This window comes from Microbacterium sp. P5_B6, assembly GCF_056400345.1.
Window position 1 is genome coordinate 358,323 of sequence record NZ_JBFULL010000001.1, and the last position, 13,184, is coordinate 371,506.

Below are 13,184 nucleotides of genomic sequence, written 5' to 3' on the forward strand. Positions count from 1 at the left end.
CGCGCCGGCGTCACCCGGCGTTCACCGAAGGACCCCAGAGTGACCGACATGAGCTCCCCCACCGACGGCCCCCAGCGCCCGCACATCCCCGAGCCGCTCCTGTCCGACGGCGAGCTGCACACCGTGGGACTGGACGAGCAGCGCGTTCCGCGCAGGCAGGTCGTGTCGTGGGCGCTCTGGGACTGGGCGACGCAGCCGTTCAACTCGGTCATCCTGACGTTCGTCTTCGTCTCGCTGTACCTCGTGTCGGACAGCTTCCTCCCGGGCTCGGTGGCCGCCGAGAATGCCGACGGCAGCCTCGTCTGCTCGCGAACGGCGGACGCGGCGACCGACTACTGCCAGGGCCTGTCGAACCTCGCGGAGTGGTACGGCTGGGTGACCTTCGGTGCCGGCATCCTGATCCTGCTGCTCGCGCCTGTCCTCGGCCAGCGTGCCGACGCGGTGGGCAACAAGAAGCGCTGGGTCGTCGGCGGCACCGCCGTGCTCGCCGTCCTGCAGTTCGCGCTGTTCTTCGTCTACGCCGAGCCGGCGTTCTTCTGGCTCGGTGCGCTGCTCGTGGCGTTCGGCTCCGTGGCATCCGAGATTGCCGGGGTCAACTACAACGCCATGCTCGTGGAGGTGTCGACGCCCCGCACGATCGGCCGCGTGAGCGGGCTCGGCTGGGGCCTCGGATACATCGGCGGCATCCTGGCTCTCGTCATCGTCGTGGTGCTCAACCAGCTGCAGTGGTTCGGGCTCGATGTCTCGGGAGGGCTCGCCTACCGGCTGATCGCCGTCGGCGCCGCCGTCTGGACGGTCGTCTTCGCGCTTCCCTTCGTCTTCAACGTGCCGGAAGCGCCCGCCCGGGACGACCGCGAGAAGGTGCCGTTCTTCCGCAGCTACGTCGTGCTGGTGAACGACGTCGTCGCGCTCTTCCGCGAGCACCGCCCGACGTTCTGGTTCCTGATCGCGAGCGCGGTGTATCGCGACGGGCTCGCCGGGGTCTTCGCGTTCGGCGGCGTCCTCGCGGCCGTGTCGTTCGGCTTCTCGGCGACCGAGGTCATCCTCTTCGGCATCGCCCTCAACCTCGTCGCGGGAATCTCGACGATCGCCGCCGGCTGGCTCGACGATCGCTTCGGCGCGCGCACCGTCATCGTCGCGGCGCTGTCGATCCTCATCGTCAGCGCGCTGTTCGTCTTCGTCTTCCGCGAGGAGGGCAAGATCATCTTCTGGATCGGCGGGATCGTGCTCTCGGCCGCCGTCGGGCCCGCCCAGGCGTCGAGCCGTGCGCTGCTGGCGCGGCTCTCGCCCGACAACATGCAGGGCGAGATCTTCGGCCTGTACGCGACCACGGGGCGCGTGATGAGCTTCCTCTCACCGCTGCTGTGGGCGCTGTTCATCGGCGTGTTCGGCGCGACCCACTACGGCATCCTCGGCATCGTCATCGTCCTTGCGGCCGGGCTGGTCCTGCTCCTCATGGTGAAGCTGCCCAAGCACCAGCGCGTCTGACCCGCGCTCTCAGCGCGGGCGCTGCGGTGGCGGCGTCAGCTGTGATTCCCGCGACACCCGGTCACGCGGAAGGGCTTCGGAGTTCGGCTACCCTCGCTGAGGGGTCGTCACCGGCCTGAGCGGTCGTCACCGGCCGCCTCGATCAGGAAAGGCTCACCTCGCCCGTGACCATGCCGCTCACCGAGCTCCGACGAGCGGCACGACATCGGCGCGCACTCGCGTACTGGGGCGTGATCCTGGGGCTTTCGCTCTCGCTCTGGCTCGGCGTGTCCGGGGCTCCGCCGCAATGGCTCCGGGTGGCGATGCTGTTCATCCACCTGGCATCGATCATCGTCGGGCTCGGAGCGGCGGTCCTCCTCGAGGTCAACGGGCTCCTCTGGACCGTCGGACGCGAGAGTCTCGCCGATCTGCGGCGCACGGAGAGCTCGGTGTCGGCGCTGGCCTGGGTCGGCATCATCGGCCTGTTCGCCAGCGGCGCCTTCCTCGCGCCGAACCTCGAGGATCCTCTCACCCAGGTCAAGATGGCAGCCGTGCTCCTGGTCGCCATGAACGGCGTCGCCATGACGCGCCTGACCGCGGAGCTGCGCCGCCTCCCGCCGCGCGTGAGGTTCCAGGCCCTCCCCCTTCGCCTGCGCGCGTGGTGCGTCTGGAGCGCGCTCGTCTCGCAGAGCGCCTGGTGGACGGCCGTCATCATCGGGATGCTGAACACCGCCGTCCGCTGACCCCCGCGCTGATGCCGTCTTCTGACGGCTCGCGGTCTAGTGTGGGAGCTTGCGGATTCCCGGATCTGCTGATCAACGACCGCGGATCCCCGCCAGGTTCCCGCCACCTGAGGACTATCGACGTGCCCGAGTCGACGCTCGACACCCCTGCCCTGACGCCCCGCCACGCAGTGCGTTCCTCTGTGGACGCCGCCCGATGAGCGCCCCTCAGAGCTCCGCCATCGAGGAGCGCCGCCGGCTGCGTCGTGCCAGACAGCGACGCCTGGTGATCTGGATCAGCGTGGGGGTCATCGTGATCCTGGTGGCATCGATCGGAATCGTCGGAACGCTCGTGGTCTCCGCCCTCGCAAGCTCCGACGAACCGGTGGCGGCGAGCACGACCGAATCCGAGCCGCAGGCAGAACCGGCCATCTTCCCCGACGACGTGCCGGCGGCGACGAACGGCGCAGAGCCGTGCACCACCGTGACGGTGATGTCCTCCTTCGAGAACGCGGAGATGGTCGCCAATCTCGCCGGCGGCTACAACGCCCAACCCCGCGATGTGAACGGCCATTGCGTCGTCGTCGCGCCCGTGCGCGACAAGTCCGGCGTCGCCGCCGAGGCTGTCGCCGCAGGCTTCCCGCTGCTCGCAGCCGAACAGCGGCCCTCGGTGTGGCTCCCGGACTCGGACACATGGCTCGGACTCGCCCGCGCGGACGGCGCAACAGCCGTCCCCGCCGAGAGCGAGAGCGTCGGCTCGTCCAACATCGTGCTGGCCATGCCCGCTCCGCTCGCCGAGGCGATCGGCTGGAGCACTGAGCCTCCGGGGTGGAACGACGTGTTCGAGGCGGCCGCCGATGCCAACCTGTGGAGCGACCTGGGGCACCCCGAATGGGGAGCCTTCAAGCTCGGCAAGACGAGTCCGATCGTCGCGACCTCCGGCGAAGCGGCGATGTTCGCATCGTTCGGCACCGCCTCGGGAGGCTTGGAGGGCCTCTCCGCGGCGACCGTAGCCGATCCGGCGGTCCAGTCGACGGTACGTGAACACGAGCTGGCGACGAGCCACTACATGGCCACCCCGGAGCATTTCCTCTGGCACGCCCGTCAGGCTGAGGAGGCCGGCTCGGCGGCGGACTTCCTGTCGGCCGTCATCGTCGACGAGAAGTCGGTCTGGGACTACAACCGCGGGATCACCAGCCGAGACGGGGTGACGCGCGTCGAGGGTGCGCCTCCCCAGGAGCCGCTGGTTCCGATCTACCCCACCGACGGCTTCTACGGTGCAGACAACCCGGCCGCCGTCCTCACAGGCGATTGGATCGACGAGAACGAGGCGGCCGCCGCGGCCGATTTCGTCCGCTTCGCGACGACAGCCCAGGGGCAGGCGGTCGTCCGCGGGTCCGGCTACCGTGACCTGAACGGGACTCTGGACGAGGGTGTCGCGGATGTCGCCAAGCTGTCTCTCGAGCCGGAGGGCGTGCTCGCACTCCCCGGGCAGGATGTGGTGGCCGCCGTCAACGAGGCGTTCCCGATCGTGCGCAAGCGCGCCCAGGTTCTCTTCCTCATGGATGTCTCGGGATCGATGGATGAGCCCATCTCTGCGACCGACACCAAGCTCACCGCCGCCAAAGCAGCCATCGCCCAGGCTCTGAACTACTTCACAGCAGGTGACAACGTCGGACTCGCAGCCTTCGCGCAGAGTCCTGACGGCGTACTGCTGCCGGGCAACGTCTCGCCGGTGGCCGAGATCGGGGCGAACCGCGACGGGTTCCTCGCAGCGCTGGGCGGCCTGCAGTCGATGGGCGACACTCCGCTCTTCCAAGCGGTCGACGCGTTCGCGACGCAGCAGGCCCAATCCTGGTCAGCCGATCGCATCACGGCGATCGTCCTCCTCAGTGACGGCGAGAACGATACGAACACGCCGACCATCGGTGCTGACCAGATGCTCGCGACGTTGCATGAGCTTCACCACACCACCCCGGTGCTCGTGTTCACGCTCGCGTACGGGGCGGATGCCGACGTCGCCACCCTGCAGTCCATCTCGAGCACCACGGGCGCGCACTATTACGACGCGACCGACCCCTCGAAGCTGCAGGCCGTCCTCGGAGACCTCGTCACGAGCTTCTGATTCGGGACACGTGGCAGCCCCGCGCGCTGAGCGCCGGCCGGTCACGCGCGGCGCGCGGGCCGGTCACGCGGGCGCGGGCGCGCGAGGCCGCATCGAGATCAGGTCACCGCGGCCAGGCGTCGGCGAGCTTGGTCAGGAGCCGCGCGAGCTCGGCCTGCTCCGCCTCGGTGAATGTCTGGAGCGCGGCGCCCATCGCGTCGCGGCGCTCTCCGCGGAAACCTGAGAGGATCGCGCGCCCCTCCTCGGTCAGCGCGATGCGGGTGCGGCGCGCGTCGTCCGGGTCGGCCTCCCGCCGGACGAGCCCCAGTTCCACCCCCTGCTGCACGAGCCGTGACGCGCGCGGCTGATCGACGCCGACCGCCTCGCCCAGCTCACTGACCGACAGGGCACCGGATGCTGAGGCCAGCGCCTCGAGCATGCGCAGGCGCGCAGGGCCGCCGAAGCGGGCGCCGGCGACCCACGGCGGGGGTCCGAACGGTCCGCCGCGACGACCGTGGCCGCCGTGGTGCCCATCGTGATGACCCTCGTGGTGCCCGTCGCGCATCCATCCGGGCTCACCGCGATCGGGGCCGCCGTAGGGCGGGCCTTCCCACGGCGGGCGCGGCATCCGTCGCCCTCTCAGGCGTGCCAACGCGGCGGCGATCGCCTCGACGGAGTCAGGGGAAGGCGAACTCATCCTGCCAATTTACATGCGACTTGACATGCTTCGTGAATGCATGTCACACTGCATGTACATGCACAACTACATGCAATGGCACGGCGGCCCTCCGATGAGAGCGGACCGCCCCTCGAAAGGACTTCCCATGGATCACATCGATCACGACACCCCGGACGGCGCGACTGGCGCCGTCCCCACCGACCGCCGACCGCTGGGCTACTGGCTCCGCGCGGTCGACCACCTCATCTCGGACGCGTTTGCTTCGGCGCTCGCCGAAGAGCAGGTGACCCGACGGGATTGGATGCTGCTCAACGCGGTCTCCGGCGACGTCGACATCCCCGGACTCGCCGAGCGCCTCGCCCGCAAGGGCAAGCGCCTCGCCGGACTCGAGAAGCGCGGCTGGGTAGACCAGGCCGGCGACGGCACCTGGACCCTGACCGACGAGGGCCGTGCCGCCAAGGAGCGGATCGGCGCGATCGTCGACGGCGTCCGCACTCGGGTCGCCGGCGCCGTCTCACCCGAGGAGTTCGCGACGACGATGGCCTCGCTCGAGGCGATCGCGCGTGAGCTCGGTTGGAGCGAGGAGAACCGCGGGCATGAACGCCCGGGCTTCGGCCCCGGCTTCGGCCGTGGTTTCGGCCCTGGTTTCGGCCCGCGCGGCAGGGGCTTCGGCTTCGGCCGACCCGGATTCGGCCACGGCGGCCCCGGGTTCCGTCCCGAGTTCTCCCCGGGGTTCGATCCCCGATCCGAGCACGAGCACGGATGCGGCCACGGTCGCGGGCACGGGCACGGTCCGGCCGGCCACGAGCACGGCCACGGGTACGGGTACGGTCCCGCGGACCACGGGCACGGGCACGGGCACGGCCACGGCGGTGAGCACCACTCCGAGCGCTTCGGCGGCGGCGGGTCGCACGGCCGTCACGGCCACGGCTCGCCCGCAGGCCGCCACGGCCACGACGAGCACACCGCAGAGCAGGCGTACGAGCGCGGCTTCGACGCCGGTTACGCACGTGGTGCGGCGGAGCGCTGACCACACGGTCACCGAAGCAGGCCCGCACGCCGGAGGGAGCAATCTCCCCGGCGTGCGGCCGCGCAACCGGCGCGAAACGAACGGCGGGCACAATAGGCGCATGACGCGCCCCGCTCTGCTGGCCATCTCGCACGGCACGGCCTCCCCCGCCGGGCAGGCAGCTGTCGCCGGGCTCGTCGCGGCCGTCGCGGCACGCCTGCCCGATGTCACCGTGCGCCTCGGCCACGTGGATGTGCAGCAGCCGGATGTTGCAGCATCCCTCCATGCACTCCCTGCCGGCCAGCCCGTCGTGATCGTCCCGCTGCTCCTGTCGGCCGGGTACCACGTGCGCGTCGACCTGAGAGAGCAGTCCGCCGCCCACGAGGCAGTGGCGATCTCACCTGCGCTCGGGCCCGACGCTCGGCTGGTGGACGCGCTGCTGGCCCGCCTCCGGCTGCTCGACCCGAGCGACGACGACACGATCGTGCTCGCCGTCGCAGGCTCGAGCGACGACCGCGCGAACGAGGACTGCCGCACGATCGGCGCGATGCTCGGCGAGCGACTGGGGCGCGAGGTCGTGGTCGGCTTCCTCGCCGCCGCCGAGCCGCGCCTCGGTGAGGCGGTCCGCCAGGCTCGGGCAGCCGCGCAGGGTGCGGCATCCGGTCGCGTGATCGTCGCGAACTACCTGCTGGCCCCGGGCTACTTCCACGACCTGGCGGTGCGCCTGGCCGACGGATCGCCGGTCGCACGCCCGCTGCTCGACGACGACGAGCCGGCGGCATCCCTCGTCGAACTGGTGGTCGATCGCTACCGTGCGCTGTCGGCCTGAACCGGGCGCGGGGTTGCTGGACTGAGTGCGACAAATGCCTCCTCTGCAACTGTGTGACGCACCATTACGTGAAGTGACGTCTCTTGACGCTCGGATAGGTCTCCGGCGCGGCCGCTCATAATCTCGCGGATGTGGACTCGATAGGGTCCGCCCCCGGCCATGCCCGGGGCTCCCGGAGGCCATCGTGACGATCAGCGACACCGACTCACCCCGCGCCGCAGCACCGCGGCCGGAGGGTGCCCGCGCGCGCCCGCCCCGCCCCTCGTCCCGCCCGAACGGGCAGTGGAAGATCGACGGCACTGCTCCCCTCAACGGCAACGAGGAGTGGAAGCAGGTCGACGACGGCCTGAGCGTCCGCGACCGCATCGAGAGCACCTACGCCAAGGGCGGCTTCGCGTCGATCGACCCGACCGACCTGCACGGCCGCTTCCGCGTGTGGGGCCTCTATACGCAGCGCAAGCCCGGCATCGACGGCGGCCGCACCGCGACCCTCACGCCCGAGGAGCTCGAGGACGAGTACTTCATGCTGCGCGTCCGCATCGACGGCGGACAGCTGACGACCGAGCAGCTGCGCGTCATCGCCGGCATCTCGACGGAGTTCGGCCGCGACACCGCCGACCTGACCGATCGCCAGAACATCCAGCTGCACTGGATCCGCGTCGAGGACGTCCCCGAGATCTGGCGCCGCCTCGAGGCCGTCGGGCTGCAGACGACCGAGGCGTGCGGCGATGTCCCCCGCGTCGTGCTCGGCTCGCCGGTCGCCGGCATCGCCGCCGACGAGCTCATCGACCCGACGCCCCAGATCGACGAGATCACCTCGACGTTCATCGGCGACGCGTCGCTCGCGAACCTGCCGCGCAAGTTCAAATCCGCCATCACCGGGCACCCGAGCCAGGACGTCGTCCACGAGATCAACGATGTCGCCTTCGTCGCCGTCGACCACCCCGAGCTCGGCATCGGCTACGACCTCTGGGTAGGCGGCGGCCTCTCGACCGCCCCCGCGCTCGCGGAGCGCCTGGGTGTCTTCGTCACCCCAGAACGGGTGTCGGATGCCTGGCACGGCGTCGCGCAGATCTTCCGCGACTACGGCTACCGCCGCCTGCGCAACAAAGCCCGCCTGAAGTTCCTCCTCGCCGAATGGGGCGCCCCGAAGTTCCGGCAGGTGCTGCAGGACGAGTACCTCGGCTACGCGCTGCCCGATGGGCCCGCCGCCCCCAAGCCGCTGACGGCGGGCGACCACGTGGGCGTCCACAAGCAGAAGGACGGCCGCTTCTACATCGGCGCGACGCCGATCGTCGGCCGCGTCTCGGGCCCCAACCTCGCGAAGCTCGCCGACCTCATCGAGGCGCACGGCTCCACCCGCCTGCGCACGACGCCGCACCAGAAGGTCGTCATCCTCGACATCCCCGAAGACCGCGTCGAGTCGCTCGTCGCGGGTCTCGACGAGCTCGGCCTGCAGGCACGGCCGAGCCTCATCCGCCGCGGCACGATCGCCTGCACGGGCATCGAGTTCTGCAAGCTCGCGATCGTCGAGACGAAGGCCTACGCGACCGCGGCCGTGCTCGACCTCGAGGCGCGTCTCGACCAGTTCGAGCTCCCGCATCCGATCTCGCTGCACGTCAACGGCTGCCCCAACTCGTGCGCGCGCATCCAGACCGCCGATATCGGGCTCAAGGGCCAGCTCGTCACGATCGACGGCGAGCAGGTTCCCGGCTACCAGGTGCACCTCGGCGGCGGCCTCGCCTCGCAGGACCGCGACGAGGCAGGCCTCGGCCGCACCGTCCGCGGCCTCAAAGTCGCCGCCGACGGCATCGCGGACTACGTCGAGCGCGTCGTCCGCCGCTTCCTTGCGGAGCGGGATGCCGAATCCGACGAGACCTTCGCCCAATGGGCGCACCGCGCTGAAGAGGAGGCCCTCCAATGAGCGAGTTCATCCGGACCGGCGCGCGATTCCGAGGAGATCTGCAATTGCGAGGGTCGATCCGCGCGAATTCCTCCTCGGAATCGCAGATCCCCTCGGGTCTGCTCGGCCGCGCCGATGAGGAGGCCCTGCGATGAGCGTGTCGCTCGCCCCCCGCGTGGCCGTCAAGCGCACGCACGAAGAGCTCGCCGCCCTGGCCGAGCGCGGCAACATCGAGCTCGGCAGCCTCACCGACCACGAGGCATCCCCTTCCGAGGTCGTCGCGTGGGTCGCGGAGCATTTCGGAGCGGATGCCGCAGCCGTCGCCTGCTCGATGGCTGACGCCGCCCTGCCGCACCTCGTGGCCGAGCAGCTGCCCGGCGTCGACGTCCTGTTCCTCGACACCGGCTATCACTTCGCCGAGACGCGCTTCACCCGCGACGAGGTCGGGCGCGTGCTGGATGTGAGGATCGTCGACGTGCTCCCCGAGCAGACGGTCGCGGAGCAGGATGCCGAGTTCGGCGCCCAGCTGTTCGCCCGCGACCCCGCGCTCTGCTGCGCGCGCCGCAAGGTGGCGCCCCTGCAGGACGCCCTGGCCGGCTACGAGGTGTGGTTCACGGGTGTCCGCCGCGAAGAGGCGCCCACCCGCACGAACACGCCTCTCGTGGTGTGGGACGAGCGCAACGGCCTCGTGAAGGTCAACCCGCTGGCCGCGTGGACGTTCGACGACCTGCTCGACTACGCCGGCCAGCACAAGGTGCCGGTGAACCTCCTCGTCTCGAACGGGTACCCCTCGATCGGCTGCGAGCCCTGCACGAAGCCGGTCGCGCCCGGCGAAGACCCCCGTTCCGGCCGCTGGGCCGGGCTCTCGAAGACGGAATGCGGACTGCACGAATGAATTTCGATACGGCGACTTCGTGGCCTACTCAATCACCGGGGGCCGAGGCGACTTCGTCGCCTCCTCAATCGCGGGAAGACACCGCGACCCGCCTCTCGACCCTCGACCTGCTCGAGGCCGAGGCGATCCACATCATCCGCGAGGTCGTCGCCGAGTTCGAGCGTCCTGTCCTCCTCTTCTCGGGCGGCAAGGACTCCGTCGTCGTGCTCCACCTCGCGACGAAGGCCTTCTTCCCCGGCAAGGTGCCGTTCCCAGTGCTCCACGTCGACACCGGCCACAACTTCCCCGAGGTCATCGCGTTCCGCGACGAGACCGTGGCCCGGCTCGGGGTGCGGCTCGAGGTCGCGCGCGTGCAGGACTACATCGACGACGGCCGCCTGCAGGAGCGCGCCGACGGCACCCGCAATCCGCTTCAGACGCTTCCGCTCCTCGATGCGATCGCGGCCGGCCGCCATGACGCCGTCTTCGGCGGAGCGCGACGCGATGAAGACAAGGCGCGCGCGAAGGAGCGGATCATCTCGCTCCGCGACGAGTTCGGCCAGTGGGATCCCCGCAACCAGCGTCCCGAGCTCTGGAGCCTCTACAACGGCCGCCACACCCCTGGCCAGCACGTTCGCGCGTTCCCGATCTCCAATTGGACCGAGCTCGACGTCTGGCGCTACATCGAGCGCGAAGAGATCCCGCTGCCTCCGCTCTACTTCGCGCACGAGCGCGAGGTGTATGCGCGTGACGGCATGTGGCGTCCCATCGGAGAGTTCTCCCCGCCCCGGCCGCACGAGAAGGTCGAGACCCGCGTGGTCCGCTACCGCACCGTGGGCGACATGAGCTGCACGGGTGCCGTCGAATCGGATGCCGCCGACCTGGCGTCGATCGTCTCCGAGGTGGCGCGCACGACCATCACCGAGCGCGGGGCCACCCGCGCCGACGACCGACTGTCGGAGGCCGCCATGGAGGATCGCAAGAAGGACGGGTACTTCTGATGGGCACGCCGCAGACTCTGCTGGAGGCCGCTGAGGTGTCGCGCGCTCTCGAGCCGGGGACCCTCTTCCGCTTCGCCACCGCCGGCTCCGTCGACGACGGCAAGTCCACCCTCGTGGGCCGCCTGCTCCACGACTCGAAGGCGATCCTCGCCGACCAGCTCGAGCAGGTCGCGCGCACGTCGGCCGAGCGCGGGTTCGCACACGGCGAGTTCGACTTCGCCCTGCTGACCGACGGCCTCCGCGCCGAGCGCGAGCAGGGCATCACGATCGACGTCGCCTACCGCTACTTCGCGACCGGCGCGCGCAGCTTCATCCTCGCCGACTGCCCCGGGCACGTGCAGTACACGCGCAACATGGTCACCGGCGCGACGACCGCCGACGCCGTGGTCGTCCTCATCGACGGCCGCAAGGGCGTCCTCGAGCAGACGCGCCGCCACCTCGCGGTCATCGCCCTGCTGCGGGTGCCGCACGTCATCGTCGCGGTCAACAAGATCGACCTCCTCGGCTATGCGGAGGATGCCTTCACCCCGGTGGCAGAGCAGGTGCGCGCCGTGACGGCCGAGCTCGGCATCCCGGAGGTCCACGTCCTTCCGGTGTCGGCGCTCGAAGGCGACAACATCGTCGACCGCTCTGCGCGCACCCCCTGGTATAACGGCCCGGCGCTGCTCGAGCTGCTGGAGCAGCTCCCGGCGGCCGACGAGCTGGTGTCGGGATACGCGCCTTCGTCGCTGCCCGGCGACGAGGTCCGCGAGGACTTCCGCCTTCCGGTGCAGCTCGTCCTGCGGCCGCAGGGCGGGCTGGCACCCGAGCTCGCGGCCGACCCCGACCGGGCCGAGCGCTATCGCGACTATCGCGCCTTCGCGGGCCGCATCTCGTCCGGCTCGATCCGCGTGGGCGACGCCGTCACGGTGTTCCCGAGCGGCATCGAGACGACCGTGACCGGCATCGAGGTGGCGGGCGCCGAGGCATTCGAGGCCCGCGCGCCCCAGTCGATCGCCCTTCAGCTCGCCGCCGACGTCGACGCCGCCCGCGGCGCGGTCATCGCGGCGGCCGGCACGCTGCCGCCGGCATCCCGCGAGATCTCGGCCGAGCTGTTCCAGCTCGACGCCCGCACCCTGCGCGCCGGCACGCGCGTGCTCGTCAAGCACGGCACGAGCACCGTGCAGGCACTCGTCTCCTCGATCGACGCGCGGCGCGACCTCGACACGCTCGCCCACGAGCCGGCCGACGTGCTCGAGACGAACGACATCGGGCACGCCACGCTCCGCCTGGCGGCGGACCTCCCCCTCGAGTCCTACGAGGCGAACCGCTCCGGCGGCTCGTTCCTCGTCATCCATCCGTCCGACGGCGCAACACTCGCCGCCGGCATCGTGCGCGGCTGACTCAGCCGGCGCACAGCAGTATCCGACCCATGCACGCCGATAGAAGGAGGCGAACTGTGAACACCATCCGCACCGCGACGACGATCACCACCCTGGGACTTGTGGCCATGATCATGGCGGGCTGCGCCTCCGGCGCCAGCACGGCCTCCGTCCCCGACGAGGAGACGGCCCCATCGGTGAGCGAGCTCCGACTGGGCTACTTCGCCAACGTGACGCACGCGCCGGCTCTCGTGGGCCTGGAGGAGGGCCTCTTCGCGGACGCCCTCGGCGACGTCAAGGTCACCACCCAGGTCTTCAACGCCGGCCCTGCCGCGATCGAGGCGCTCACCGCCGGCGCAATCGATGCGACCTACATCGGCCCCAACCCGTCGATCAACACCTTCATCCAGTCGGGCGGCGAGTCGGCGCACATCATCGCCGGCGCGGCGACGGGAGGCGCGGCGCTCGTCGTCGCCGACGGCATCGACAGCCCTGACGATCTCGCGGGCAAGACGCTCGCGTCGCCGCAGCTCGGCAACACGCAGGATGTCGCTCTGCGGGTCTGGCTCGCCGACGAGGGCTACAAGACCGACACGTCAGGCGGCGGCGACGTCAACATCACCCCGACCGAGAACGCGCAGACGCTGACGCTCTTCCAGCAGGGAGACCTCGACGGCGCATGGCTCCCCGAACCGTGGGTGTCGCGCCTGATCATCGATGCGGGCGCCCATGTGCTCCAGGACGAGGCCGACCTCTGGCCCAACGGCGAGTTCCCCACGACGGTCCTGCTCGTGCGGGCGGAGTTCCTCGATGAGCACCCGGATGTCGTCGCCGACCTGCTGAAGGGCCACATCGCGGCGGTCGACTGGATCGCCGAGCACCCGGACGAGGCGCCCGGTGTGATCAACGACGCGATCGAGGCCGAGACGGGCAAGCCGCTGTCGGATGAAGTCATCACCCGCGCGCTCGAGCACGTCACCTTCTCGGTCGACCCGCACGCCGACACCTTCGAGACCCTGGTCTCGAACGGCCTCGAGGCCGGCACGCAGAAGGACGGCTCGATCGACGGGCTCTTCGACCTGCGTCTACTCAACGGCCTGCTCGAGGACGCGGGCGACGAGCCCATCTCGGCAGACGGCCTCGGTGAGGACACTCCGTGACAACCCCCGCGGGCGAGGCCGTCGGCGTCGCGTCACCTTCGGGTGACGCGACCCGGCGGCCGAGCGTGCCGAACC

The 13,184-nt window shown here is 70.5% G+C and carries 11 protein-coding genes; 10 read left to right on the forward strand and 1 reads right to left on the reverse strand.

Annotation, left to right across the window (positions count from 1 at the left end):
* The first annotated feature begins 48 nt into the window (after positions 1-48).
* The 3 genes from AC1DP3_RS01535 (at position 49) to AC1DP3_RS01545 (ending at position 4,314) form a co-directional block, all read left to right on the forward strand.
* Positions 49-1,488 (forward strand): MFS transporter, encoded by a 1,440-nt coding sequence (locus AC1DP3_RS01535; RefSeq protein ID WP_477290576.1) that lies wholly within the window; start codon positions 49-51, stop codon positions 1,486-1,488.
* A 164-nt stretch (positions 1,489-1,652) separates the two neighbouring features.
* The gene (locus AC1DP3_RS01540) at positions 1,653-2,210 is read left to right on the forward strand and encodes a hypothetical protein (protein WP_477290578.1); all 558 of its coding nucleotides are present in this window, start codon (positions 1,653-1,655) and stop codon (positions 2,208-2,210) included.
* A gap of 196 nt (positions 2,211-2,406) precedes the next feature.
* Complete coding sequence (locus AC1DP3_RS01545) at positions 2,407-4,314, forward strand: vWA domain-containing protein (RefSeq protein ID WP_477290580.1); 1,908 nt, start codon at positions 2,407-2,409, stop codon at positions 4,312-4,314.
* A gap of 103 nt (positions 4,315-4,417) precedes the next feature.
* Here the strand turns inward: AC1DP3_RS01545 and AC1DP3_RS01550 are convergent, their stop codons facing one another.
* Positions 4,418-4,990 (reverse strand): MarR family winged helix-turn-helix transcriptional regulator, encoded by a 573-nt coding sequence (locus tag AC1DP3_RS01550; RefSeq protein ID WP_477290582.1) that lies wholly within the window; start codon positions 4,988-4,990, stop codon positions 4,418-4,420.
* Positions 4,991-5,117: 127 nt separating this feature from the next.
* Between AC1DP3_RS01550 and AC1DP3_RS01555 the strand changes: the two genes are divergently transcribed.
* The 7 genes from AC1DP3_RS01555 (at position 5,118) to AC1DP3_RS01585 (ending at position 13,109) form a co-directional block, all read left to right on the forward strand.
* Positions 5,118-6,002 (forward strand): MarR family winged helix-turn-helix transcriptional regulator, encoded by an 885-nt coding sequence (locus tag AC1DP3_RS01555; RefSeq protein ID WP_477290584.1) that lies wholly within the window; start codon positions 5,118-5,120, stop codon positions 6,000-6,002.
* 100 nt (positions 6,003-6,102) lie between these two features.
* A complete protein-coding gene (locus tag AC1DP3_RS01560; RefSeq protein ID WP_477290586.1) occupies positions 6,103-6,810 on the forward strand; it encodes a sirohydrochlorin chelatase in 708 nt (235 codons plus the stop codon).
* A gap of 184 nt (positions 6,811-6,994) precedes the next feature.
* On the forward strand, positions 6,995-8,734 hold the full coding sequence (locus AC1DP3_RS01565) for a nitrite/sulfite reductase (protein ID WP_477290588.1): 1,740 nt from the start codon (positions 6,995-6,997) through the stop codon (positions 8,732-8,734).
* Positions 8,735-8,864: 130 nt separating this feature from the next.
* Positions 8,865-9,608: a phosphoadenylyl-sulfate reductase gene (locus AC1DP3_RS01570; protein WP_477290590.1), complete on the forward strand. Its 744-nt coding sequence runs from the start codon at positions 8,865-8,867 to the stop codon at positions 9,606-9,608.
* On the forward strand, positions 9,605-10,588 hold the full coding sequence (gene cysD, locus AC1DP3_RS01575) for a sulfate adenylyltransferase subunit CysD (RefSeq protein WP_477290591.1): 984 nt from the start codon (positions 9,605-9,607) through the stop codon (positions 10,586-10,588). Before AC1DP3_RS01570 ends, cysD begins: the two co-directional genes overlap by 4 nt.
* Positions 10,588-11,970 carry a sulfate adenylyltransferase subunit 1 gene (locus tag AC1DP3_RS01580; protein WP_477290592.1) on the forward strand — a complete coding sequence of 461 codons (1,383 nt, stop codon included), beginning with the start codon at positions 10,588-10,590 and terminating at the stop codon, positions 11,968-11,970. Before cysD ends, AC1DP3_RS01580 begins: the two co-directional genes overlap by 1 nt.
* A gap of 56 nt (positions 11,971-12,026) precedes the next feature.
* A complete protein-coding gene (locus tag AC1DP3_RS01585) occupies positions 12,027-13,109 on the forward strand; it encodes an ABC transporter substrate-binding protein (RefSeq protein WP_477290594.1) in 1,083 nt (360 codons plus the stop codon).
* Positions 13,110-13,184 lie beyond the last annotated feature (75 nt).